Raw genomic sequence first — 25,668 nt, 5'->3', positions numbered from 1 at the left:
GCCATCATGCCGCGCTTCGCTGCCGGTGGTCGCGCGGGCTCACCCCGAAGTGCCGTTTGAAGGCGGTGCTGAGCGCGAACGCGCTGCCGTACCCCACCTGGTGGGCGATGGATTCCACCGTCGCATCGGATTCGGCGAGCAGATCGGCCGCGAGCGAGAGCCGCCATTCGGTCAAGAAGCTCATCGGCGGTTCCCCGACCAACTCGGTGAACCGGCGGGCCAGCGCGGCGCGGGACATGCCGACGGCCTCGGCCAGGGCCACCACCGTCCACGGATGCGCCGGATTGTGCTGGAGCAGGCGCAGAGCCTTGCCGACCAGCGGGTCGCTGTAGGCGTGGTACCAGGCTGGGGCATCGTCGCGGGCGAACCAGGCGCGCAGGGCTGCGATGAGCAGCAGGTCGAGCAGCCGGTCGAGGACGACGGTTTGCGCGGGCAGGTCCTTGGTCGCCTCGTCGACGAGCAGGTCGAGCAGTCGAGAATCGAGCTCGCCACGTGGCAGCACCGCGACCTGCGGCAGCGCGCGCAGCAAACGCCGGCTCACCGCCCCCGCCGATTCGTAGGTTCCGGTGACCATCAGCGTTTCGCCATCGGGATCGGTGCCCCACTGACGGACACCGAGACTCAATGTCTCGCACAGGATTTCACCGTCGGGCGTCGTGGATACCTGCCCCGGACGAATGACGATCTGGGGTTCGGTCAGCGGATCGTCGGCCACCGTGTACGGCTGCGGCCCACGGAAAACGGCGACATCGCCCGTGCCGAGTTGCCGCGGCGGCATCGAATCCGTACTGACCCAAGCCTTTCCGCGGATCATCGCGAGCACCGTGAGCGGGGCTTCGTCCTGCACGCGCAACGACCACGGCGGGTTCAGCAGCGAACACATGAGGAACGCGCCGCGGGCGCGTGGACCTTCGAGCAGACCGGCTAACGCATCCACCCTCTCCACAGTAGACGACAACGCGTAGACGACAACGCATGTTCGTGAGCGGCACGACGATGTTGCCGCGAGCCGCGCCACGGTGTACTTATCTCATGACGAACACAGCCTCTCACCAGCAGCTTTCCCTCATCACCGGCGCGACGGGCAAGACCGGCAGCCGAGTGGCGGCGCTCCTCGAAGCCGCCGGTCGACCGGTCCGCCACGGCTCACGCACCGCCGCGATCCCCTTCGACTGGACCGACCGCGAGACCTGGGCGCCCGCGCTCACCGGCGTCGACTCCGTCTACCTCGCCTTCCAGCCCGATCTGGCCGTGCCCGGCGCACCGGACACCATTCGCGCGTTCACCACCGCCGCCCGATCCGCGGGCGTGCGCTCGGTGGTGCTGCTGTCCGGTCGCGGTGAACCCGAGGCGCTGGAATGCGAAGAGATCGTGCGGGATTCGGGCCTGAGCTGGACCATCGTGCGCTGCTCCTTCTTCGCCCACAACTTCAGCGAAGGCGCCTTCGTCGACGACGTGCTCGCCGGTGCGGTGGCGCTGCCCAACGGCGATGTGCCGGAGCCGTTCGTGCACGTCGACGACATCGCCGAGGTGGCGGCCGCCGCGCTCACCGACCCCCGTCACGAGGGTCAGCTCTACGAGCTCACCGGCCCACGCGCCCTGACCTTCGCCGATGCGGTCGGCGAGATCGCCGCTGCCACCGGCCGCGAGATCGCCTTCATCCCCGTGTCCCGACCGGAATTCGTTGCGGCCCTGAGTGAATACCAGGTCCCCGACGACGTGATCAGCCTGCTCGACTACCTCTTCGGCACCATCCTCGACGGACGCAACTCCGCGCCCACCGACGGCGTCCGCCGCGCCCTGGGCCGCGAGCCCCGCGAATTCACCGAGTACGCGAAGGAGACCGCCGCCGGCGGAGCCTGGACACCCCAACGATAGCTGTTGGACAGTTGATCACCAGGTCATCTGGGAGACATCGCCCGAGAGCGAAAATCCCTGATGGCCTGATGATCTTGAACTACCGACTGTGCCGCGACGGTGAGTCCTCGACGATGCCCGGTACCGTCGAGGTGGTGAGTTCAGCAGCAATCGACCGTCGTCTTCGGTTGGCCAGGGCGGCGGTGTTCGCGGCTTTTACGCTGAACGGGGTTCTGCTGGCCATGTGGGTAGTCCACATTCCGGCGATCACCGGTCGGACGGGGGTGTCGACGTCGACGCTCAGCATGCTCGTGTTGCTGATGGCGGGCGCCGCGCTGGTCGGTATGCGGCTCGCGGGCCCCGCCGCCGACCGGTTCGGCAGCCGCACCCTCGTCATGCTGGCCGCGTCCGCCGTTTCGGTGACAGTGCTCGGCCCGGGACTGGCGACCGATCCGATCACCTTGGCGATCGCTCTGGCCTGCTTCGGAATCGGCAACGGCGCGCTCGATGTGTCGATGAATGCCCAGGCGGTGCAAGTGGAACGGGCATATCGCCGACCGATCATGTCCGCGTTTCATGCGATGTACTCGGCGGGCGGGTTCGCCGGCTCGCTGTTGGGCGCGGCTGCTCTGCACGCCGGCTGGGCGCCGCAAGTGACGCTGACCTGTGCGTCGGTATGCGGGTTGCTCGTCACTGCGGCGCTGGTACCACACCTGGTCAGCCACCACCGGGCTGAACCACTTTCACATGCAGAGCACTACGACATGGCCGACGAGGCCGATCCCGCCGATTCCACCCGGCTCCGCACCACGCAGACACGAAAAGTGCTCTTGCTCGGGAGCATCGCGTTCGTCCTCCTGCTCGCGGAAGGTGTCGCGGCCGACTGGAGCGCGCTACAGGTTCGCGAACGACTCGGCGCGTCCGAGGCCGGTGCCGCCCTCGCGTTCGGCGCCTTCTCCGCCACCATGACCCTCGGCCGCTTCCTCGCCGATCGGGTGAGCGGCGCCATCGGCCCGGTAGCCATCGTCCGCTACGGAAGTCTGCTCGCCGCAGCGGGATTCGCCCTCGTCATCGCCTCCCCCTGGCTCCCGCTCACCCTCCTCGGCTGGGCGACGTGCGGACTCGGCCTCGCGGGCGGTGTTCCCCAGATCTTCTCGACCGCAGGCAATCTCGGTGGCACGACCGCCGCCACCGACATGTCCCGCGTCTTCACGATCGGATACCTCGGCCTACTCGCGGGCCCCGCCATGATCGGCTGGCTCACCGCCGTCATCCCCCTCACCGCGGCGCTGCTCGTACCCCTCGTACTCACCCTCGCCTGCGCCGTCGCCGCTCCGGTCGTCCGCCGCTGAAGTCACCTACCCTGGAAGAATGTTCGCCCAAGACAGAAACGAAGCGAAACTACTGAGGATCGAACGCAAGCTCGATTTGATCATGCGGCACCTGGAAATCACGGACCCCGCATCGGAGCTGGACCTCAGCGAGGTCGATGATCTCGTGCGCCAAGGGAAGAAGATCCAGGCGATCAGGGCGTATCGACAACTTCGGCCGGACGCCTCGTTGGTCGAGGCCAGGGACGTCGTCGAAGCACGCGACGCCGATCGCTAGAGGTACATTCCGACGTCGGTCGAGTGGTCGATGGTCGACTGGATCTGGATGCCGCCATCGCGGTGGGCGACCAACTCGGCGAGGGTCGCGCCGTCGGGAAAGCTCGGCGCGGTGGGAGCGCTGTCCTGGCGACTGAGCCATTCGTCGGCTTCGGCTGCCGACAACCGGCCGACCTCGAGTTGGGCCAGGCAGCGGCCCGGCCGGACGACGGCGGGGTGCAGGCGGGAGAGGTCTTCGTTGGTGGTGATCGCGATCAACACATTGCGGCCCTGGCCGAGCATGCCGTCGGTGAGATTGAGCAGACGCGAAAGTTTCTGGCCCGCGGCTTCTTTCGCCTCGCCGCGGATGAGCTCGTCGCAGTCCTCCAGTACGAGCAGCCGCCAGCGGCCGTCCTCGTCGTCGCCGTCGGCACCCGCCGCCACTTCCATCAGGTAGCCGGGATTGCTGAACAGTTCTTCCGGATCCACGACGCAGTCGACCTGACACCACGGTGCCCACGACCGCGCCAGCGCACGCAGCGCGGTGGTCTTGCCGGTGCCGGGCTCGCCGTGCAGCAGCACCAGCCGACCCTTGATGTCGGCGACGCCGAGCCCCATCAATCGCTCCATGCCCGCGGCCACCCCGCCGGTGTAGTTCCCGCGAATTTCCGACCAGGCGGGCGCGGCGATCTGACGACGTCTGCGCGCGGGGCGCCGCACATCCATGTGCCAGAACCCCATCTCCACCGTGGCTTCGCTGTCACGTGACAGTGAAGCGCCTTCGGTGGCCGTAGCCAATACTTCGACGGCGAGTTCGTCGCTCACCGCGGTCACTTCGATCGTGGCCGAACCACTCGCCCACCGCACGGCCCGCAGTGCCCAGCCGTCACCGGCCGCGAGCAACGCACTGCTGTCGTCGTCGGCGACCGAGCGAACGATCCGCGAATCGGTCGGCCGCAGCGGCGCGTCGGGACGCACTCGGTCCAGGTGGGCCTGGCGGGCGAAGGGCTGGTCGCCGCGCAGGAATGGGGCAAGGGCCAACGCGTCGATCGCATCACGGGTGGAATAGGTGGAGTCGATGGTCGCCGACCACGGGAACGGTTCGCCCTGATCCTCCGGTCGACGCGGCGAATCGACGAGCCTGAGCTGTTCGTTACGTGTGGACACCGAGCCCATCATCGTGGCCGTCCGCCGGGAATGTCCAATGACTTACGGCGAGCACTGCCGAAAACTCACTGGCACCGGGGGTGTACCCGTCGGTACGGTCGTAGTGTGACGTCGACTCAGCACGACCAGTCCCCGCCGGAAGCCACCACGAGGGCCGGGGTCAAGGAGTGGATCGGGCTCGCCGTCCTCGCCCTGCCGACGCTGCTCATCTCGATGGACTTGAGCGTGCTCTACCTGGCGATCCCCAGCATCAGCGAAGCACTCGAACCCAGCAGTTCACAGCTGCTGTGGATTCTCGACATCTACGGCTTCCTCGTCGCCGGCTTCCTCATCACCATGGGCACCCTCGGCGACCGCATCGGCCGCCGCAAACTCCTGATGATCGGCGCGCTCGCCTTCGGCATCGCCTCGGTGATCGCCGCGTACTCGACCAGCGCGAACATGCTGATCGGCACCCGCGCGCTGCTCGGCATCGCGGGCGCGACGTTGATGCCGTCCACGCTGGCGCTGATCCGGAATATGTTCCACGACGACCGCCAGCGCACCACCGCCATCAGCGTGTGGATGACCAGTTTCATGGTCGGCATGGTGATCGGACCGCTCGTCGGTGGCGCGATGCTCGAGAATTTCTGGTGGGGTTCGGTGTTCCTGGTCGCGGTGCCCGCGATGGTGTTGCTGCTGGCGACCGGCCCGTTCCTGCTGCCCGAGTACAAGGACCCGAACCCGGGCAAGCTCGACATCCTCAGCGCGTTGCTGTCACTGCTGTCGGTGATGGGTGTCATCTACGGCATCAAGGAGCTCGCCAAAGACGGCTGGTCGATCGAGTCCGTCGGCGTCCTGGTCGCCGGTCTGGTGCTCGGCACGGTGTTCGTCCTGCGCCAGAAGCGCCTGACCAACCCGCTGATCGACCTGCGCCTGTTCAGCAATGTCCGGTTCAGCGGCTCGCTGGTCGCGTTGATGGTGGCCATGCTGGCGATGGGTGGGTTGTTCCTACTTCTCTCGCAGTATCTGCAACTGGTGCTGGGCCTTTCGGCATTCGAGGCCGGCTTGTGGACCGTGCCGCAGGCGGCCGCGATGGTGGTGGCGGCCGGTGTGGTGAGCGCGCTCGCGCCCAAGATCCGGCCCGCCTACCTGATGACCGGCGGTCTGATCATCGCCATGGCCGGGTACGCGCTGTTCACTCAGCTCTCCGGCAGCGACGACCTCGCGTTGATCGTCACCGGCATGGTGGTGTTCTCGCTCGGCCTGAGCCCGATGTTCGTCCTCGGCCTCGATCTGATCGTCGGCGCGGTGGACCCGGAACGCGCCGGTGCCGCCTCGGCCATCTCCGAAACGGGTCAGGAACTCTCGGCCGCACTCGGCGTCGCGGTGATCGGCAGCATCGGTACGGCCGTCTACCGCGGACAGATGACAGAGCAACTGCCCGCCGGACTTCCGCCGGAGATCACCCACACCGCGGAAGACACGCTCGCGGGCGCCCTGTACGTCGCGTCGGCGCTGCCCGAACCGTTCGGCGCCGAGTTGACCACGATCGCCCGTGAGGCCTACACCCATGCGCTGCAGGTGAACTCGGTGGTCGGCATCGGGCTGACGGCGGTCGCCGCCGGGTTGGTCATCGGCCTGCTGCGACACATCCCCGCACCCGACGACAAGGCATCCGTCACCGACTGAACCCAACGTCGTTCGGACACAACGAATCCCGCCCGATGCTGATCGGGCGGGATTCGCTACTCGCTGAGTTGTCCCCTCCGCGAGGTTCGGATTCGGCTATTCAGCCGAAGTCTTCGGCCTACTTGGCAGCCGGGGCCGGGGTCGGCATCGGGGAGTTGATGGTGGTGAAGTACTGCACCGCGGCCATGATCGCGACGGGAGCGGTGATGAAGATCTGGCCCGCGAGGGTGCCGAGCGCGCCGATGGCCATGATGCCCGCGATGCAGCCGACAGCCGCGGCCGGGATGAACGGGCCGAACATGCCGACGATGGTGGCCGAGGCGATGGTGGCGCCGGCGATGCCGCCGAGCACACAACCGATCGCGCCGCCGCCGAGACCGCCGACGAGGGTGGCGATGCTGGCGCCGAGGGAGATGGTGCTGCCCAGACGGCTCCACGCCGCCTGCTCACGGTCGTATTCGCTCTTCCACGGAGCCTTGTCCTCGTAGGGCAGCGCGACCGGCTTGTAGGTGGCGTGCGCCAGGTCGAACTGGGGGGTCAGCGTCGCCGTGCGACCCGAGATATCGGCGGCGATCGGGAACACGAATTCGTCTACCCGGAAGGACAATTCACTACCCGCGACGGTGGTGCCATTGGCGGCCTTGATCTTGAACACGCCGTCCTCGACCACCAGCGAGCCCGAGTCGGTGCCGATGACCGTCGAGGTCTCGGTGGTGGTGGAGGTGTAGTTGATCGGCTCATCCGCGGCAGGTGCTGCGTGGCTGGTTCCGGCAGCGATGCCGAGGGCAACGCTGACGGTGGATGCCAGCAGGGCGAATTTGGTGATTTTCACGGGGGTGAACCTTTCGTGTTCCTCGTGGTGAGATGCGCGGCGCACAAGCTGTGGTCCGGGCGAGATGTGACCATAGCGAGGTAAGCCTCACCTATCAAGACCTTGCTTAGGCTAACCTGCATGACGACCCAGTTTCGCCGTTAGAGAGAAACCACGATGAGAAATCCGCGTTGGTGCGGGTGGCTTCTTGCCGTATTCGTACTGGCGGCAGTCTGTGCGCTCAGCCTGTTGGTCGGCACGAAAGCTATTGCCATCAGCGATGTTTGGCAGGCGCTGTTCGGTGCGAGCACCACCCCTGACCACGTGACGGTCACCGAATATCGGGTTCCACGCACGCTGCTCGGACTGCTCGTGGGGCTCGCGCTAGGCGTGGCGGGCTGCCTGATGCAGGGCCTGACCCGCAACCCCCTGGCCGACCCCGGATTGCTCGGCGTCAACGCGGGCGCGGCCTTCGCGATCACCATCGCCGTCGCGATGTTCGGTGTCAGCGAGATCACTTCTTACGTCTGGTTCGGATTCCTCGGCGCCGCCCTGGTGTCGGTCGTCGTCTACCGGGTCGGCACCGCGGGAAGATCCGGCACCGACCCGGTGCGACTGACGCTGGCAGGCGTCGCCGCCACCGCGGTGCTCGGCGGCCTGACCAGGGGCCTGATCCTGATGCACCCCAAGGCTTTCGACGAGATGCGCCAATGGGATTCCGGCGGCCTCACCGGACGCGGGTTCGAGATCCTCGTCGGCGCGACCCCGTTCATCGCGGCGGGACTGATCATCGCGGCGCTGTGCGCGCGCTCGCTCAACGCCGTCGCGCTTGGCGACGACCTGGCGCACTCGCTGGGCGTACACGTGGGCCGCACGCGCCTGTTCACCGCGCTGGCGGTGGTGCTGCTGTGCGGCACCGCGACCGCCGCGGTGGGCCCGATCGCGTTCGTCGGACTCGCGGTTCCGCACGTGTCCCGGTGGCTGATCGGGCCCGATCAGCGCTGGATCTTCGCCTATTCGCTGGTGCTGGCGCCGATCCTGGTGCTGTCGGCGGACATCGTGGGCCGCATCGTCATTCGTCCCGATGAAGTACCCGCCGGCCTGGTCACCGCGTTCCTCGGTGCGCCGGTGCTGATTTGGCTGGCCCGTCGCGCAAGAGTAGGTGCCGCCGCATGAGTTCGACGATAGATTTCGGCCGCGCGATGCTGGTGGTCCGGCCGCGCGGAGGACGTCTCTCCGCCCGTATCGGCGTGCGCACCCTCGTGGTTTGCGCTGTTCTGCTGACGATTTCGGTGGTGACTGCGGTGATCGCGCTCGGCAGCGGCGACTACCTGATCCCGCCGCTGCGGGTACTGCGCGCGCTGGTCATCGGCGACGAGCGGTTCGACCGCCTGGTGGTGTGGGACTGGCGGCTGCCACGCATCCTGCTCGCCCTGATCCTCGGTGCGGCGCTGGGCGTGAGCGGCGCCATCCTCCAGTCGGTGACCCGAAATCCGCTGGGCAGCCCGGACATCGTCGGGTTCAACACCGGCGCCTACACCGGCGCGCTGATCGCCATCCTGACCCTGGGCGGTGGACACCTGCAGACCGCGACGGGTGCGGTGATCGGCGGGCTCGGCGCCGCGTTGGTCATCCATCTGCTCGCCTTCCGGCACAATGTCACCGGGTTCCGGCTGATCATCGTCGGCATCGGCGTGAGCGCCATGCTGGCCTCGATCAACACCTGGCTGATCCTGCGCGCCGACCTGGACGCGGCGATGTCGGCGGCGGCCTGGGGCGCGGGCACGCTCAACGGACTCTCGTGGCCGCAGGTCGGTCCCGCGGTGGTGATCCTCGCTCTGCTGGCGATCGCGCTCGTTCCCGCGGCCCCGCGCTTGCAGATCCTCGAACTCGGCGACGACACCGCTCGCGCGTTCGGCCTGAACGTCAGCCGGGCGATGCTGTGGCTGATCGTGCTCAGCGTCGCGTTCACCGCGGTGGTGACGGCGGTCGCGGGCCCGATCGCGTTCGTCGCGCTCGCCGCACCGCATCTGGCGCGCAGGCTGGCTCGGACCCCGTCGATCGCGCTCGCGCCCTCGGCCGCGATGGGGGCGATGCTGCTCATCACCTGCGACTGGATCGCCCAGCACGCGTTCGCGCCGACGACCGTGCCGGTCGGCCTCGTCACCGTCTCGGTCGGCGGTCTGTACCTGGCGTATCTGCTGGTCGCCGAGGCGCGACGGAACTAGGAAAGCGAAGACATGAACGAGACTTCACGGCTGCGCGCCGACCGGGTTCGCCTCGGCTACAAGGGCACCACGATCAGCGACCAGCTGTCGGTGGACATCCCGGACGGCAAGTTCACGGTGATCATCGGCCCGAACGCGTGCGGCAAGTCGACCCTGCTGCGCGCGCTGGCCCGGCTGCTCACCCCCGACTCGGGGACCGTGCTGCTCGACGACAGACCGATCAACTCCTATCCGGCCAAGCAGGTGGCCCGGCAGATCGGTCTGCTGCCGCAGACATCGACCGCGCCGGACGGCATCCGGGTCGCCGATCTCGTCGCGCGGGGCCGCTATCCGCATCAGACGCTGCTGCGGCAGTGGTCGAAGGCCGACGAGGAAGCCGTCGCGTCGGCGATGGCGGCGACCGGTGTCACCGAGTTGTCGGCACGGATGGTCGACGAGCTGTCGGGCGGTCAGCGCCAGCGGGTGTGGATCGCGATGGTGCTCGCCCAGGACACCCCGCTGATCCTGCTCGACGAGCCGACGACCTACCTCGACATCGCCTATCAGATCCAGCTTCTGGATCTGTGCCGGTCGCTGAACCGGGATTCCGGGCGGACCGTCGTAGCCGTGCTGCACGACCTCAACCACGCCTTCCGCTACGCCGATCACCTGATCGCCATGCGTGACGGGCGCGTGGTCGCCACCGGCGCGCCCGCCGACATCGTGACGGCCGAACTCGTGGACGAGGTCTTCTCGCTGGGGTGCCGGATCGTCGACGATCCGGAAACCGGTACACCGCTGGTGATTCCGCTGGCAGAGGATGCCGCCAAGGTGCGCTAGACCAGCCGCGATCCCGAGTTCGAGGCCGACCGTGGCCACCGGGGTGACCAGCTCACCCCAGTGATCAGCGGATGAGCAGACAGCCCACCGCTTTTCACCGTTCGAAAAGAAAGATGAGGACAACCCCTTCCATGTTCACCACTCGATCATCGGGCAGGCTCCGCGCCACCCTCGCCCTGCTGGTTCTCGCGCTCATCGCAGCGCTCACCGGTTGCAGCAGCTCCTCGGGCGACTCGGCCGCACCCACCGGCCCCCGCGAGGTCCAGACACCGAAGGGCGCCGTGTCCGTACCCGCCGACCCGCAGCGCATCGTCGTGCTCAACGGCACCCTGGCCGGCTACCTCTACGACCTGGATGTACCGGTCGTCGCCGCGGATCCGCGTCTGCTCGGCGTCGCCGCCAAGCCGGGCGAGTTCCCGACCGGTTGGGCCGAGGACGCCACGAAGCAGGGCACCAAGGCCCTGCCGACCGGTGAGAACATCAACCTGGAGTTCATCGCCGCCCAGCGTCCCGACCTGATCATCGGTGGCGGCCAGGGTTACCCGGCGCAGCAGTCGGTGAATGCCTACGACCAGCTCAGCGCGATCGCCCCGACCGTGCTGGTGCCGACCGAGACGACCTACTGGCAGGACCAGCTGCGGGTGATCGCCGAGGTGGTCGGCAAGCCGTCGAAGGTCGACCGGCTGATCGCCGACTACCAGGCCAAGCTGGCCGAGGCCAAGGCCGCCATCAAGGCGCCCGCGGGCAACACCGTCGTCATGCAGTCGCTCAAGAGCCAGAAGCCGACGGCGTTCGTGCCCACCGCCGCACTGCCCACACTGCTGTCGGAAGTCGGGTTCACCCTGGATCGTCAGCTCGAAGGCAAGGCGGGCAACCCCGCTCGCGAAGCCAGCGCCGACTTCATCAGCTTCAGCCCGGAGCTGCTCAACGCCGCCGTCGACGCGCCGGTGCTGTTCATGATCCCGCTCAACGGCGGTCGCAGCGTGGATGAGCTGCGGGCCGACCCGATGTACGCCTCGCTGCCCTCGTTCAAGGCGAACACCGTCTTCGAGCTGCCCGCGACCAGCTCGCGTCCCGACTACCGCACGGTCATGACCACCCTCGATCTGCTCGTGGAGCGCTTCAAGTGACACCGCCGCACGGAAAGGAACAGCAATGACAGATCGCAGTGGCTATGCCGCGCGCATCGCCGAAGTGCTCGCCGGTGAGCACGGCGCCAAGGTCCCCTATCCGATCGGACTGCAGGAAGTGGAGGTAATCCGCACGGCCGCGGTCGGGGCCGGGCTGCGAAGGATCACCTTCGGCGGGCCCGATATCGCGTCCTTCCACAGCTACGTGCCGGACGAGCATGTGCGCCTAGTTTTTCCGAGTGAGGACGGGGAGCTACGGCTGCCCAAGCTCGACGGGCAGTCGCTCGAGTGGGGCAACCCGCGCCCGGTCTCGCGCGAGTACACGGTGCGCCGCCACAGCATCGCCGACAACGAACTCGACATCGATTTCGTGATCCATCCCGGCGGCCTCGCCTCGGATTGGGCGAGCGCGGTGGCTCCTGGCGACAAGATCCACATCGCCGGTCCGCCCGGTGGCGTCGTCGTCCCCGAGTCCTATGACAAGTTCCTCTTCGTCGGCGACATCACCGCACTGCCCGCCATCGCGCGCTGGCTGGAACGGATCAGGCGCACCGCGCAGGGCTGGGCGTTCATCGAAGTGGCCGGACCCGAGGAAGAGATCGAGATCGACGCGCCGGCCGGCATCGAGGTGCGCTGGCTGCATCGCGGCGATCTGGAGCCGGGCACCGGCGACGCGCTGGAGACGGCGGTGCGCGGGGTGGAAGTGCCTGCCGGGCAGCGTGTTTACGCCTGGGTCGCCGGCGAGGCCGGATGCCTGCGGGGAATCCGCAAGGTGGTCAGAGGCGAACTCGGCATCGGCCCCAAGGACTCCCTGATCGCCGGCTACTGGAAGCGCGGCGTCGCCGACTTCGATCGTGAGGAATGAACGATGACCGACGAACAGATCATCACCGACGTGGCCACCGTGCTCGGCGTCGACCCATCGGAGCTGGCCGTCGACACCGATCTCCTCGACGCGGGGCTCGACTCGGTACGCATCATGTCGCTCGTGGAGAAATGGCGGTCGGCCGGACATGCAGAGATCGACTTCCCCACGCTCGCGGGTGATCCCGTGCTCGGATCGTGGATCGAACTGCTGGCCTGATCGCTTGATCCCGGCCGGGGGTGGCTCGACAGCAGTCGCGCCACCCCCGGTTCGGTCACTTGCTGTGCGCGCCGTCGGCGAGTGCCTGCCGCAGATCCTTGCGGCTGGTCTTGCCGACGCCGGTCGCCGGGAATTCGTCGACGACCACCACCGTGTCTGGCATCTTCCACGCCGCCACTCCGCGCGAGCGAACGAACGAGCGCACGGAGATCAGCGTGGGGCGCTGCTCGGGGTCGATCGGCTGGACGAAGGCGCAGATGCGTTGACCGAGTACCGGATCCGGGGTGCCGACGATCACGGCATCGCGGACCGCGGGATGTTCGAGCAGGTGCGCCTCGAGCTCTTCGGCCGAGACCTTCTCGCCGCCCCGGTTCACCCAGTCGCCCGCCCGGCCCGCGACCACGAGGTTGCCGTCGGGGCGCACAGACACGATGTCACCGGTGCGGTACCAGCCGTCGGCGGTGAAGCTGCGGGCGTCGGCGTCGGGATTGTCGTAGTAGCCGCGAATGGTGTACGGGCCCTGGGTGATCAGGTTGCCCGTACCGCCCGGCGCGACCTCGACGCCGTCGTCGTCGACGACGGCGAGCTGGTCGTGCTCCGACATCGGCCGACCCTGGGTGCTCACCACCACGTCGATCGGGTCGTCGAGCCGCGTGTAGCAGACCAGCCCCTCGGCCATGCCGAACACCTGCTGCAGGGTCACGCCGAGCGCGGGACCGATCCGGCGAGCCAGCTCGTCCTGGCACCGCGCCCCACCTACTTGCAGGACGCGCAGGCTGGACAGATCAGGGGTCGCGCCCGCCTCGGCTCGTTCGGTCCACAACCGGGCCAGCGGGGGCACCAGGCCGGTGATGGTGACACCGAATCGCTCGATCAGCGGAAAGGCCGTCGCCGGAGTCGGATCCGGCGTCATCGCGACCGCACCGCCCGCCCAGAGCGCGCCGAGGATGCCCGGCGAACTCATCGGAAAGTTGTGCGCGACCGGCAAGGTCGCGAGATAGACAGTGGCACTGTCGAGTTCACAGACCTCGGCACTGCGACGCACGCTGTAGAGGTAGTCGTCGTGGGTGCGGGCGATGAGCTTCGGGATGCCGGTACTGCCGCCGGACAATTGCAGGAACGCCACCGCGCTCGCCGCAGGACCGACCAATTCGACTGGAGTGTCCCGATATTCGTCGAGGTGCTGCGCGCCCTCGGGCAGCGTCTCGCTGTCGACGAGCAACAGGTGACGCAGGCTCTCGACTTCGTCGCGCACCTGCGCGGCCAGCGCCGCGTAGTCGAAATGCTGGTGCGTGCCGCAGGTGATCATCGCCTTCGCCGCGGCGGCCCTGGCGATCGGCACCAACTCGGCCTTGCGATGGGCGGGCAAGCAGAACACCGGCAGCGCACCGAGTTTGAACAGCGCGAAGATCACCTCGACGAATTCGGCACGGTTGGGCAGCTGCACCAGCACGCGATCGCCGGGCGCGATGCCGAGGCGGACCAGGCCGGTGGCGAGCGAACTGGAACGGTGGTCGAGTTCGGCGTAGGTCCAGCTGTTCACCTCGTCGAGGACCGCGATCCGATCCGGCGCCGCACCGGCCCGCGCGGTGAGCACATCACCGAATGTCTCACCCGCCCAACAGTTCTGCTCTCGATATCGTCGTGCCAGGTCAGCGGGCCACGGAGTGAATCCGGGGAGCACGGGATCGGTCAAGTCGAGCACCTCTTTCCAGCGGATCTTCGATCGGTCGCGTCGGCTGCTGTACGCGAAGGTAACCACCCGACGGCAGATTCAGGTTAGGCTAACCTCATGTTAAATGGTGATTACCGTGGGCGAACCGTCGTCGTCACCGGTGCGGCCGGAGGTATCGGGGCCGCGATCGCCGCCCGTTTCGCCGTCGAGGCCGAGGTGCTCTCCCTGTGGGACCGCGACCCCGCGGTGCACAAGGTCGCCGCCGAACTTCCGGCGCGATCCGCCCACGGTGTCGAGTTGGACGTCAGCGACAGCGACGCGGTACAGGCAGCCTTCGACCGCTTCGGCGCCGAACACGGAACGCCCGATGTCGTCGTGCACGCGGCCGGACTCATGGTCGGCGGCTCCCCGCTCGCGCTCGATCCCCAGGACTGGACCCGCAGTCTGGCCGTCAACGCCACCGGCACGATGCTCGTCGCCCAACGCGCGGCCGCCGACATGGTCTCCGCCGGTCGCGGCGCGATCGTGGTCGTCTCCTCGAACGCCGCCGCGACGCCACGCGTCGGCATGGCCGCCTACGGTGCGGCCAAGGCCGCTGCCACCTCGTTCACCCGCTCCCTGGCCCTCGAGGTGGCGCCGCACGGCGTGCGGGTGAACTTGGTCTCGCCCGGCTCCACCGATACCCCGATGCTGCGCGACATGTTCGGCGGCACCGCCCTCGACGACACAGCCCAGAATGCCCTGTTCGACGGTGATCCGAGTGTCTACCGCCTCGGAATCCCCTTGCGGCGCATCGCCACTCCCGCCGATATCGCGGGCGCAGTCCATTTCCTGGCGTCCGAGGACGCCCGCCACATCACGATGCACGACCTCCGGGTCGACGGTGGCGCAACGCTCGACATGTGACCGAGAGGAATGATCACCATCAGTACCGACAGCTCAGACCCCGCTTTCCTGCTGTCCCGTCCGCAGCGGACCGTGTCCGCCACGGCGGGCGGGACAACCTTCCGCTCGGCACACGACGCGATCACCGCGCTGCGCAGTGGCCGGATCAGCCACATCGTCGGAGCCCTACCCTTCACCCCCGGTGCGCCGACCGCGCTGTGGGCACCGGACTCGGTGACGATCACCGAGGCGCCGCACCAACCCGGTTCCCGGGACATGCCCCGCTTCGAACTCGACGCGGCGTTGCCCGCTCCGGAGCAACATCGCCAACGCGTCGCCGACGCCGTCGAATTGCTCGGCGATCCCGCGCATCCGCTGCGCAAGGTGGTGCTGGCGCGCGCCGTTCGGGCTCGCGCCCCGAAACCGGTACGCGCACTGGACATCCTGGACTTGATGGTGGCCTCGGACCCGTTACGCAACGGCTTCCTGGTCGATCTGTCCGCGGCGGGTGGGCGATATCCCGGCCGCTACCTCGTCGGCTCCAGCCCCGAGATTCTCGTCCGCCGCAACGGAAGCCAGGTACTGAGCCACCCCCTGGCGGGCTCGGCCCGGCGCATCCTCGACGACAACGCCGCCGACCGATCCGCGGCCGACGCACTGCTGGCCTCCACCAAAGATCATGCCGAGCATCGCTTCGTGACCGATCAGGTCTCCGCCGTACTGAGCGACCGATGCGCCGAAGTACACACTCCCGCACCGGAACTCACCTCCACCCCGGCGATGTGGCACCTGGGCACGCCGATCACCGCGACGGTGCCGCTCGCCGGACCATCAGCGCTGGAACTGGCCGTGGCCCTGCACCCCACTCCCGCGATCTGCGGCACACCCACCGCCGCGGCAGCCAGGGTGATCGCCGAGCTCGAGGGCGAACGCGGCTTCTACGCGGGCGCGGTCGGCTGGTGCGATGCCGACGGCAACGGTGAGTGGATGGTGAGCATCCGCTGCGCCGAACTGTCCGCCGACGGCACCACCCTGCTCGCCCACGCGGGCGGTGGGATCGTCGCCGCCTCCGACCCCGCCGCCGAATTGGCCGAGACCACCGGCAAATTCCAGCGCATCCTCGGGCCGCTCGGTATCGCCGACCTGCCCGTCACCGTCGGCTGACCCGGCCGACCCCTACGTCTACGGAGACTTCCATGCCCATACCCCCGATCGCGCCCTATCCGATGCCGACCGCGGACGAGTTCACCGCCGATCAGGTCGACTGGACCGCCGAACCCGGCCGCGGCGCGCTGCTCATCCACGATATGCAGCAGTACTTCCTCGACGCCTACGACCTGCACCGCGATCCCGCCCGCACCCTCGTGGCCAATATCGCCAAACTGCGCGACCACTGCCACCAGCTCGACATCCCGGTCATCTACACCATGCAGCCCGGCGACCAGCATCCTTCGCGGCGCGGCATTCTCGCCGATTTCTGGGGCACCGGGATGGCCGAGGGCACCGATACCGAGGTGATCAACGCGATCGCCCCCGAACCACAGGACATCCAGGTCACCAAATGGCGCTACTCCGCGTTCCAACGCACCGACCTGCGTGAACTCCTCGGCTACTACGGCCGCGACCAACTCCTCATCACCGGCGTCTACACCCACATGGGCTGCATGCTCAGTGCCGCGGAGGCATTCATGGGCGACGTGCGCCCCTTCCTCGTCCACGACGCCACCGCCGACTTCAGCCGCGATGAACACATCATGGCGCTGAACTACGTCGCCCGACGTTGTGGAGCCGTCGTCAGCACCGACGATCTGATCGGTCAGCTCGGCAGCGCGAAGGTGGAATCCACCGGCCGCCGGTCCGCCTGATCGGTGCGGTCGAGCACGGATGTGGGCCAGCGACTTCCGTGGTCGACGGATGGCCCTGCCGTTTCATTCGACGGCAGGGCTGTTCACACCGTGTCCGAATACGCTGCGCCACTGCCGATTTCGATCGCGCAGAGCGCAACCGACGCGGACAGAAGGCCGGTCCGTGATGCGGACCACAATCTACAATTGGAACTGAAGTTAGGCTAACCTACTCTTCGCCTCTCTCCGGCTGGACTCGCGTCGAGCCGGATGGCGCGAGAGTCGGAGAACATTGATGGTGGAGGTTGCTGTGGGTTCGGTGGAACGGAACGAGTCAATCGCCGAAAATCCCGGATTGCCCCTCACCGGAGCACAACTGGGCATCTGGAACGCCCAGCGCCTCGACCCCGACTCGCTCAGCTACATGGTCGGCGAGGTACTCGAGATCTCCGGACCCGATCCCCTCGACGTGGCCTTGCTGGACACCGCGATTCGCCGCACCATCGCCGAAACCGACACCATGCGACTGCGATTCGACGACACCGCCGAGGGGCCGCGCCAGCGGATCACCGAGCTGGAACCCGACCTGCGGCCGCTGGTGGATCTGCGCGGCGAAGACGACCCGATCGCGGCCGCACACCGACTGGTCGCCGCCGAACGTGAGCGTTCCGCCACGTATTGCCGGGCGATGGTCGACCGTCAGCTCTACACCTACACGCTGCTTCGCCTCTCCGACAACGACGTGTGGTGCATCCAGCTCTACCACCACCTGATCATCGACGGCTACAGCGCGGCCATGGTGTCGCGCCGGGTGGCCGCCCACTACACCGCGCTGCGTCGCGGCGATGACGTGCCGCGGCTGCGGTGGGGCTCGATCGAAACGCTCGTCGCCGAAGACCTGGAATACCGTGCGAGCCAGGCACATCAGCACGACCGCGAGTACTGGCGCGACCGGCTCACGCCGCTCCCGCCGCTGGACGGTCGCGGCCGCGCACCCGAAGGCGTCGTCGAGCAGACCCATCAGGCCCGCGCCGTCCTCGACGCCGATCTCGTGGCGCGGGTCAAGGAGGCGGCCACGGCCGCCGGCATCACCTGGGCCGATGTGCTCGTCGCCGGATACGTGGCCTTCGTGCACCGGTTACTCGGCGAGACCGATGTGGTCATCGCGCTGCCGGTGATGGCGCGGGTCGGCAAGACCGCCCTCACCACACCGTCCATGGCCGTCAACGTGCTGCCACTGCGGATTTCGGTAGCAAGCTCCGATCGCCTCGGCGACCTCGGCAAGCGCGTGGCCGATGCCCTGCGGGAGATGCGTGCCCACCAGCGATTCCGCGGCGAGGACCTGGCCCGCGAGTTCGGCGGCACCCAGACCGGAGCGCTGCTGCACGGCATCGGGATCAACCTCAAGGCCTTCGACTTCGCCCTCGATTTCGACGGCGCCACCGGCACGCTGCGCAATGTCGCCGGTGGCCCGCCGGAGGATCTCGGGCTGACCGTCACGCCGCTGTCGCAGGACCGGATCCAGCTCGGGTTCGAGGTCGACGCCCGCTCGCTCGACGCCGAAACGGCGCAGCGGCGGATGGGCGCGCTGCTCGCGCTCATCACCGAACTGGTCGACGCGGACAAGCCCATCGGCGCGATCACCCAGTACCCCGCGGAGATCAGCGCGCGCATCGCCACCGATCGCGCCGGTGCCGCACTGCCCGGCGACCCCGGCGACGCGGTCGAGATCTTCGACCACATGGTCGCGCAGCGGCCCGACGACATCGTGCTCGTCGACGGCGCCCACAAGCTCGCCGCCGCCGAACTCGGAGCCAGGGTGCGCCGGTTGGCGCGGTATCTGCGCGGCCGGGGCGTCGGCCCCGAGGACATCGTCGGCATCGCCCTGCCGCGCACCGTGGACCTGGTTCTCGCGCTGCTCGCGGTGCGGCACGCGGGCGCGGCGTTCCTGATCCTCGACATCGGACATCCCGCGCAGCGCCTGGCCGACATCGTCGACGATGCCGCTCCGGTGCTGATCCTCACCGACGACACGGTCGCCGACACCGTCTTCGCCGATCGATCCGCGTCGCCGACTCCCGACGCCCATCCATCGGGTGAGCTGATCCGGCTCTCGGACAAGGGTATTCAGGAAGCCGTCACCGGGCTCGCGAGCGGTCCGCTGACCACCGCCGAACTCGCCGCTGCGCGCGAGCCCGCGCATCTGGCCTACGTCGTATACACCTCGGGATCCACCGGAAAGCCCAAGGGCGTGCAGATCTCCTGCGGCGCCATGGCCCAACTGCTGCACCACCACCGCTCGACCGTCTACGCCGACGCCGCCGAGCGCGCGGGCGGGCGGCAACTGCACGTCGCCCACACCTACTCCTTCGCCTTCGACGCCGCGCTGGACCAGCTGCTGTGGCTGTTCTGCGGACACCGGATCCATCTGTACGACACCGAAATCCAGAAGGACGCTGCCGCGCAGGTGGCGGCGTTCAGCGCCGATCGCATCGATGTCGTGGACACCACCCCGTCGATGGCGACCGCCCTGATCGACAACGGGCTGCTCGGCAGCGCGCACCGCCCCGGGCTGCTCCTGCTCGGCGGCGAGGCGACCCCGCCTGCCCTGTGGTCAGTCATCGTCGACTCGAAGGTCGCCGCCCGCAATATGTACGGCCCGACGGAGGCCACCGTCGACGCGCTCAGCGCGCCGGTGACCGGCCCGCTGCCGCATGTGGGCGGTCCGCTCGCCGGAACCCGCGCCTACCTCCTCGACGGTGCGCTGCAACTCGTGCCGGACGGCGAGGTCGGCGAATTGTATTTGGCCGGTCCACAATTGGCGCGCGGCTACCTCGGTCGGGCCGTGGTGACGGCCGAGCGGTTCGTCGCCGATCCGTTCGCCGCGGGCGAGCGCATGTATCGCACCGGCGACCGGGCGCGGTGGTTACCCGGCCACGGTTACGAATACCTCGGGCGCGCCGACCAGCAGATCAAGGTGCGCGGCTACCGCGTGGAACTGGGCGAGGTCGAAGCCTCGCTCGGCGCGCTACCCGGGGTGGCCGCCGCGGCCGCGACCATCCGTAAGTCCGGCGACAGCACCCGATTGGTGGGCTACCTGGTCCCCGAGGCGGGCCACGCCCTCGACGCCGATCAGCTACGCCAGCGGTTGACCACGCTGGTGCCCGATCACTTTGTGCCCTCGGCACTCGCGGTGCTCGACGCCCTGCCGACCACCGTGAACGGCAAACTCGATCGCGCCGCCCTACCCGCGCCCCAATTGACCTCGACCGGACGACCACCGCGCACCGAGCAGGAGCGGGCACTGTGCGGCGTGGTCGCGCAGGTGCTCGGCGTGGCACAGGTGAACGCCACCGACGACTTCTTCGGTCTCGGCGGTGACAGCATCACCGCGATCGGTGTGAGCAGCCGCCTGCGCGCACTCGGCTGGGCGGTCCAGCCGAAAACCCTGCTGGCGCAACGTGACCTGGCGTTCATCGCCGCCGCGGCCCAGGTGGTGGAACAACTCGCCGACGCCCCTGCCCCGGACGAGGCGACCGGCCCCGTTCCGATCCCGCCCATGGTGGCCGCCCTGCTCGAAGCCAACCCGCACCGCACCGCCATCGCCGGGTACGCCCAGTGGACCGCCCTGACCCTGCACGAGGACCTCGCGCTCGACCACCTGATCACCGGTCTGCAAACGGTGCTGGACCGCCACGACGCTTTGCGTCTGATCCTCGACGAATCGGACCGGCTGGAAGTCGCGGGCGTCGGTACCGTGCGCGCATCGGACCTGGTCCGCGAGCTTCCGTTCGACGACTCGCGGCCGAGCTCCGCGGTCACTTCGGCTTCTTCGGTGGCCGCGACGGCGCGAGACTCGGAGAACACGGACGCCCTGATCGAATCGGTGGCGACCGCGCTCGCGGGGGAATTGGATCCCGCCACGGGCGTCGACATTCGCGCCACGGTGGTACGCACCGCGCCGGGTACCGCCGACCGCTTGGTCCTGGTGGCCAATCATGCGGTGGTGGACGGGGTTTCGTGGCGAATCCTGGTACCCGAGCTGTACGAGGCATGTGCGGCGGCGCGGGAATCACGACCGACGCGCCTGTCCGCGAAGGGTAGTTCGTGGCGGCGCTACGCCACTCTGCTCGCCGAGTCCGGCGAAGCGGGCGATCATCGCCAGGAATTGGAGCACTGGGAGCGCGCTCTCGGTGACGACACGGTCGCCACACTCGGCGACCGGGCGCTCGACCACACGCTCGATCTCGTCGAGAGTGCCGAACAGACCAGGACTTTCGCGGCGCCGCAGATTTCCGAAGCGCTGCTGACCACGCTCCCCACCGCCTACCGAGCGAAGACCGACGAGGTATTGCTCGCGACTCTCATGCTGGCGCTCAACGCCTGGCGGCAGGAGCGCGGCGAGGCGCTCGAGTCGGGCCGTCCCGTCACGGTCGAAGGACACGGGCGCGAAGCTCTGCGCGCCGATACCGATTTCGCCGGCACCGTCGGCTGGTTCACCAGCGAGTTCCCGGTGTGGACGCCCGCGACCGGCATCGACGACGCGGACGGGCTCGCCGAGGCACTGGCGGGTGGCGCGGCGGCCGGACGGTTGTTACGGGCGGTCAAGGAGGCCAAGCGAGCAGTCCCAGGCAACGGTGTGGGGTACGGCGTGCTGCGCAGGCTCGACCCGCAGACCGCGCCGCGATTCACCGGACGGCGCGCCCCCGAGGTGCTGCTCAACTACCTCGGCCGCTTCGGCGGCGGTGGCGACCTCGGCTGGAGTCTGCCCGAACACGACCCGTTCGCGGTGACGGAGCCGTCGGAAAAGGCACTCACCGAGGTACTTTCGGTCAACGTCTTCGTGCACGAGCCCACCATCGCGCAGCCGGGTGCGCCCCGGCTCGCCGTGGAGTGGACCGCGGCGAGCCGGATTCTCGGCGCGCACCAGGTCGCGGAAATCCAGCGACACTTCGACCTCGCATTGGAAGCGTTCGCCGCGCACGCGATGCTGTTCCCCGGCGGGCTCACCCCGTCGGACGCTCCCGGTCTCGCCGTCACCCAGGACACCATCGACGCGCTGGAGGCGTCGCACGGCCCGCTGGCCGAACTGCTGCCGCTCTCGCCGTTGCAGGAAGGGCTGCTGTTCCACGCGATTCGCGACGGCGCCGACGATGTCTACACCCTGAGCGCCCGCGTCGACCTGCACGGCCCCCTGGACGGTCCACGCTTGTCGGCGGCTTTCGACACCGTCGTGGGCAGGCACCACACCATGGCCGCGGCCTTCCACTACGAGGGCCTGGATCAGCCGGTGCAGGCGGTCCCCCGGTCGGTCGGAATGCCGTGGCGTGAGGTCGATCTGTCCGGGTTGCCGCTGCGCGCCGCGCAGGCCGCCGCCGACCGGCTGGAAACCGAAGCGACCCGGCACCGGTTCGCGGTGGACCGGTCGCCGATGTTGCGCGCCACACTGATTCGTATGCCGGGCGAAGCGCACCGGTTGGTACTCAACACCCATCACCTGGTGATCGACGGCTGGTCTACGCCGATCGTGCTGCGCGAGGTGCTGGCCGCCTACCACGGTGACGAACTGCCGTCGGCGCCGTCGTACAGCGACTATCTGGCGTGGATCGGCACCCGTGACCGTGCGGCGGTCCGCGCGGCCTGGTCGCAACGGCTGGACGGCCTCGCCGCGCCGACGCTGGTGCGCACCGAGACATTCCGCGAACGTGAGTTCCGGCAGTGGCAGGTTCCGCTGACCACATCACTGGCCACCGAGCTGTCCGAGCTCGGCCGCCGTCGCGGCCTGACCATGAACACCCTGGTGCAGGGCACCTGGGCACTGGTTCTCGCCGCGCTCACCGGGCGCACCGATGTGGTGTTCGGCGCGACCGTGTCCGGTCGACCCGCTGAACTGTCCGGGGTGTCGGGCATGGTCGGTCTGTTCGCCAACACCGTGCCGGTGCGCTGCGCCTTCGACCCGGATCGCACGCTGCTCGAACAGTTGGCGCAATTGCAGGACACCCAGTTCGCCATGCAGGAGTTCGACTACGCGGGACTGGCGGAGATCGAACGGATCGCCGGAATCGGAACCCTCTTCGACACGCTGGTCGCCTTCGAGAACTTCCCGAATTCCGGCCCAGGGCAACCCGATTCACACGAGCTGCGACGTGGCGACTTCCACAATCACGGCAACACGCACTACCCGATGACCTTGATCGCCCCGCCGGGCGACCGGCTGGAACTGGTGATCTGGTACGACCGCGCCGCCGTCCACGACACCGCCCTCGCCCAGATCTCCGAGCGGATCGGTGCGATCCTGACCGCCGTCACGGCCGCCACCGATCCTACTCCCGCGATGTTCCTCGAGCCTCTCGCACCGCTGGTCGAGCCCGTATCGAAGGCCACCATCACCGAACAGCCGGACCCGAGGGGCGACACTCTGGCCGACTGGGGGACGCCCGTCGATCCGGCGGCGCCCGCCATCACGGCCGAAGGCGTCACGATCGACTTCCGAGAGTTCGATGCCAGGACCAATCGCCTGGCCCGATGGCTCATCTCGCGCGGCGTCGGTCCCGAGACCGTGGTGGCCGTGGCCATGCCACGCTCCATCGACTCGGTCGTCACCGCGCACGCCATCTGCCGCGCCGGTGGGGTGTATCTGCCGGTGGATCCGGAACAGCCCGCGCAGCGTGTCGAGAAGATCTTCGATACCGCCGCTCCCGCGATGGTTCTGCACTCGCTCGACGAGGTCGACACCAGCGGACTCGCCGATACCGCGCTCACCGACGCGGACCGGCTCGCGCCGCTGCGCCCCGCCAACACCGCCTGTCTGCTGTTCACCTCCGGCTCCACGGGTGTGCCCAAGGGCGTGAACCTGTCGCACGCCGCGATCATCTCCACTTTCGAGTGGCTGCACCGCGAATGCCGCTTCGGTCCGGGCGACACGATGCTCTTCCGCACCCCACCGATCTTCGATGCCTCGCTCATGGAGATGTTCCTGCCGCTGCACGTCGGCGCGCGAATCGTGCTGACCCGGCCGGGCGGTCACCGCGACCCCTACTATCAGGCGCGGCTCATGAGCGCGGAGCGGGTGACCGCGATGTGGATGACGACCTCCATGCTGACCGTGCTCGCCGAAGAGGCCGACCTGTCGGGGTGCGCGGATCTACGTGTCGTCCTCACCGGCGGTGAGGTGTTGCCGCCCGCGACGGCGCACCGCATGCGCGCGCTGACGGGCACCGCCGTCTACAACTTCTACGGTCCCACCGAGGCCGCCATCGGCTTCACCTTCCACGAGACCGTGGACGCCGACACCGCCTCGGTGCCGGTCGGCGCACCCGCCGACGCCATCCGCATCCTCGACGACCAGCTCCGGCCGGTCCCCGAGGGCGCCATCGGCGAGCTCTACATGACCGGTGTCCGGCTCTCGCGCGGCTATCTCGCCCGTCCCGATCTGAGCGCCGCCGCCTTCGTCGCCGACCCGCTCGGCAACGGCGAAAGGATGTACCGCACCGGCGATCTGGTGAAGCTGAATCCGCGCGGTGAACTCGACTACGTCGGCCGCACCGACAGCCAGGTGAAGTTGCGCGGCCAGCGCATCGAGCTGGGCGATATCGAATCGGCCCTGCTCACCTGTGCCGGTGTGGCCAACGCGGTGGTACTGCTGCGCGAGGACACACCGGGCGATCAGCGCTTGGTCGCCTATCTCATCGCCAGGTCCGCGACCGTGCTCGACATCGACGCGGTGCGCGAACAGTTGCGAACAGCATTGCCCGCGTACATGATTCCCGCCGCGTTCGTCGAGCTGGATCATATTCCGCGCACCGCGACCGAGAAGATCGCCCGGAGAGAGCTGCCCGCACCGGAATCCACCCGGTCCGGCGAGACCCCGGCGACTTCCGCGACGAATGAACCGGCCGGAGATTCCCTGCCGGACAAGCCTTCCGGTCTGCTCGACGCGATCTGCCAGGCCATGGCGGCGGTGCTGTCGGTCGACGAGATCGGCGCGGACGACGACTTCTTCGACAAGGGCGGGCACTCGCTGCTCGCTGTGCGACTGGTCGGCCGACTGACCCGCGGCGAACTGCCGGTGGTCCTCGACGACGTCTTCGCCGCCCCCACGGCGCGGGCGCTCGCAGCACGGATCGACGCGGTCGATCCCGAGACGCATCGCCCCGCGGACGGTCTCGCCAGCCTGGGCAGCCGCCTCGATCCGGTGTTGGAACTGCGCGCCGAGGGGTCGGTTCCCCCGCTGTTCTGCATCCATCAGATCGGCGGCACCGCATGGAAATACGCGCCGCTGGCCCGGCTGCTGCGGGCCGAACGACCGATCATCGGCCTGCAGATGCCCCAGCTCACCGAGCCGAACAAGCAGACGCGCACGCTCGACGAGCTGGCCCAGTTCTACTTGGACGCCGTCCGCCGCATCCAGCCGCAGGGCCCCTACCATCTGCTCGGCTACTCGCTCGGCGGCAATCTCGCCCACGCGATGGCCGCCATCCTGGAAGCCGAGGGCGAGCAGGTCGGCTACGTGGGGCTGCTCGACTCGCATCCGCTGTCGAACCTGGCCGATCGCGCCGCCGCGACCCTGGCCGACCCGTCCGGCATGGACGCGCTGCTGCCCGAAATCGCGGAGTACGCACCGGAGTTGGCGGTCGTCGTGCGCAATGCCGCGACCGAGCTGCTGCGCATGGTCACGCAGTCCGAATCACCGAACTACAGCGGCCCGATGGCCCTGTACTGCGCCGACGCCGGTGACGAACCCGAACGCGTGCACGCCCAGCTGACCGGCTGGAAGGCCGCGGGCGCGCAGCTGGTGATCCGGCGACTCCCCTATTCGCACAACGACATCGCGATGCCCACCGGCTGGGTCGAGGTCGCAGCGCTCCTCGATGTGGATCCGGCGATCCGCACCTGAACCTCCCGTAGAAGA

Annotated in this window: 18 protein-coding genes; 14 read left to right on the top strand and 4 right to left on the bottom strand. The window is 68.5% G+C overall.

Going from position 1 to position 25,668, the window contains the following annotated elements:
• Positions 1-4: 4 nt before the first annotated feature.
• Positions 5-937, bottom strand: a complete 933-nt coding sequence (locus QX204_RS03560) for an AraC family transcriptional regulator (RefSeq protein WP_301905156.1) — start codon at positions 935-937, stop codon at positions 5-7.
• Between the two features lie 95 nt (positions 938-1,032).
• Between QX204_RS03560 and QX204_RS03555 the strand changes: the two genes are divergently transcribed.
• The 3 genes from QX204_RS03555 (at position 1,033) to QX204_RS03545 (ending at position 3,465) form a co-directional block, all read left to right on the top strand.
• Positions 1,033-1,878 carry an NAD(P)H-binding protein gene (locus QX204_RS03555; protein ID WP_301905155.1) on the top strand — a complete coding sequence of 282 codons (846 nt, stop codon included), beginning with the start codon at positions 1,033-1,035 and terminating at the stop codon, positions 1,876-1,878.
• A gap of 113 nt (positions 1,879-1,991) precedes the next feature.
• Positions 1,992-3,209, top strand: a complete 1,218-nt coding sequence (locus QX204_RS03550) for an MFS transporter (RefSeq protein WP_301907898.1) — start codon at positions 1,992-1,994, stop codon at positions 3,207-3,209.
• Between the two features lie 19 nt (positions 3,210-3,228).
• Positions 3,229-3,465 carry a hypothetical protein gene (locus tag QX204_RS03545; RefSeq protein WP_301905154.1) on the top strand — a complete coding sequence of 79 codons (237 nt, stop codon included), beginning with the start codon at positions 3,229-3,231 and terminating at the stop codon, positions 3,463-3,465.
• Here the strand turns inward: QX204_RS03545 and QX204_RS03540 are convergent.
• Complete coding sequence (locus tag QX204_RS03540; protein WP_301907897.1) at positions 3,462-4,619, bottom strand: DUF5925 domain-containing protein; 1,158 nt, start codon at positions 4,617-4,619, stop codon at positions 3,462-3,464. The two genes, QX204_RS03545 and QX204_RS03540, sit on opposite strands and share 4 nt — an antisense overlap.
• Before the next feature lie 96 nt (positions 4,620-4,715).
• Between QX204_RS03540 and QX204_RS03535 the strand changes: the two genes are divergently transcribed.
• Positions 4,716-6,281, top strand: coding sequence for an MFS transporter (locus QX204_RS03535; RefSeq protein ID WP_301905153.1), 1,566 nt, complete (start codon positions 4,716-4,718; stop codon positions 6,279-6,281).
• A 118-nt stretch (positions 6,282-6,399) separates the two neighbouring features.
• Here QX204_RS03535 and QX204_RS03530 read toward each other — a convergent pair whose 3' ends face one another.
• Entirely contained in the window at positions 6,400-7,113 is a 714-nt protein-coding gene (locus tag QX204_RS03530; RefSeq protein ID WP_301905152.1) for a DUF8020 domain-containing protein, read from the bottom strand.
• A 156-nt stretch (positions 7,114-7,269) separates the two neighbouring features.
• Here QX204_RS03530 and QX204_RS03525 point away from each other — a divergent pair, with 156 nt between their 5' ends.
• From QX204_RS03525 to QX204_RS03500, 6 genes are all read left to right on the top strand, one after another.
• Complete coding sequence (locus QX204_RS03525) at positions 7,270-8,268, top strand: iron chelate uptake ABC transporter family permease subunit (protein ID WP_301905151.1); 999 nt, start codon at positions 7,270-7,272, stop codon at positions 8,266-8,268.
• Positions 8,265-9,320 carry a FecCD family ABC transporter permease gene (locus QX204_RS03520; RefSeq protein WP_301905150.1) on the top strand — a complete coding sequence of 352 codons (1,056 nt, stop codon included), beginning with the start codon at positions 8,265-8,267 and terminating at the stop codon, positions 9,318-9,320. The genes QX204_RS03525 and QX204_RS03520 overlap by 4 nt, the downstream gene beginning before the upstream one ends.
• Positions 9,321-9,332: 12 nt before the next feature.
• Complete coding sequence (locus QX204_RS03515; RefSeq protein WP_301905149.1) at positions 9,333-10,139, top strand: ABC transporter ATP-binding protein; 807 nt, start codon at positions 9,333-9,335, stop codon at positions 10,137-10,139.
• Between the two features lie 131 nt (positions 10,140-10,270).
• A complete protein-coding gene (locus tag QX204_RS03510) occupies positions 10,271-11,269 on the top strand; it encodes an ABC transporter substrate-binding protein (protein WP_301905148.1) in 999 nt (332 codons plus the stop codon).
• 25 nt (positions 11,270-11,294) lie between these two features.
• Complete coding sequence (locus QX204_RS03505; RefSeq protein ID WP_301905147.1) at positions 11,295-12,134, top strand: siderophore-interacting protein; 840 nt, start codon at positions 11,295-11,297, stop codon at positions 12,132-12,134.
• 3 nt (positions 12,135-12,137) lie between these two features.
• A complete protein-coding gene (locus tag QX204_RS03500) occupies positions 12,138-12,353 on the top strand; it encodes a phosphopantetheine-binding protein (RefSeq protein WP_301905146.1) in 216 nt (71 codons plus the stop codon).
• Between the two features lie 55 nt (positions 12,354-12,408).
• Here the strand turns inward: QX204_RS03500 and QX204_RS03495 are convergent, their stop codons facing one another.
• Complete coding sequence (locus QX204_RS03495) at positions 12,409-14,058, bottom strand: (2,3-dihydroxybenzoyl)adenylate synthase (protein ID WP_301907896.1); 1,650 nt, start codon at positions 14,056-14,058, stop codon at positions 12,409-12,411.
• 87 nt (positions 14,059-14,145) lie between these two features.
• On the opposite strand from QX204_RS03495, the gene QX204_RS03490 reads away from it, so the two are divergent.
• The 4 genes from QX204_RS03490 to QX204_RS03475 all read left to right on the top strand — a co-directional run bounded on the left by QX204_RS03490 (position 14,146) and on the right by QX204_RS03475 (position 25,653).
• The gene (locus QX204_RS03490) at positions 14,146-14,934 is read left to right on the top strand and encodes an SDR family oxidoreductase (protein ID WP_301905145.1); all 789 of its coding nucleotides are present in this window, start codon (positions 14,146-14,148) and stop codon (positions 14,932-14,934) included.
• A 9-nt stretch (positions 14,935-14,943) separates the two neighbouring features.
• Positions 14,944-16,077 carry an isochorismate synthase gene (locus QX204_RS03485; RefSeq protein WP_301905144.1) on the top strand — a complete coding sequence of 378 codons (1,134 nt, stop codon included), beginning with the start codon at positions 14,944-14,946 and terminating at the stop codon, positions 16,075-16,077.
• A 32-nt stretch (positions 16,078-16,109) separates the two neighbouring features.
• On the top strand, positions 16,110-16,778 hold the full coding sequence (locus tag QX204_RS03480; RefSeq protein WP_301905143.1) for an isochorismatase family protein: 669 nt from the start codon (positions 16,110-16,112) through the stop codon (positions 16,776-16,778).
• A gap of 334 nt (positions 16,779-17,112) precedes the next feature.
• On the top strand, positions 17,113-25,653 hold the full coding sequence (locus QX204_RS03475; RefSeq protein ID WP_301905142.1) for a non-ribosomal peptide synthetase: 8,541 nt from the start codon (positions 17,113-17,115) through the stop codon (positions 25,651-25,653).
• Positions 25,654-25,668 lie beyond the last annotated feature (15 nt).

This window comes from Nocardia sp. PE-7, from assembly GCF_030486425.1.
Classification (GTDB): domain Bacteria; phylum Actinomycetota; class Actinomycetes; order Mycobacteriales; family Mycobacteriaceae; genus Nocardia; species Nocardia salmonicida_A.
This window is presented reverse-complemented; position numbering and strand designations above follow the sequence as displayed.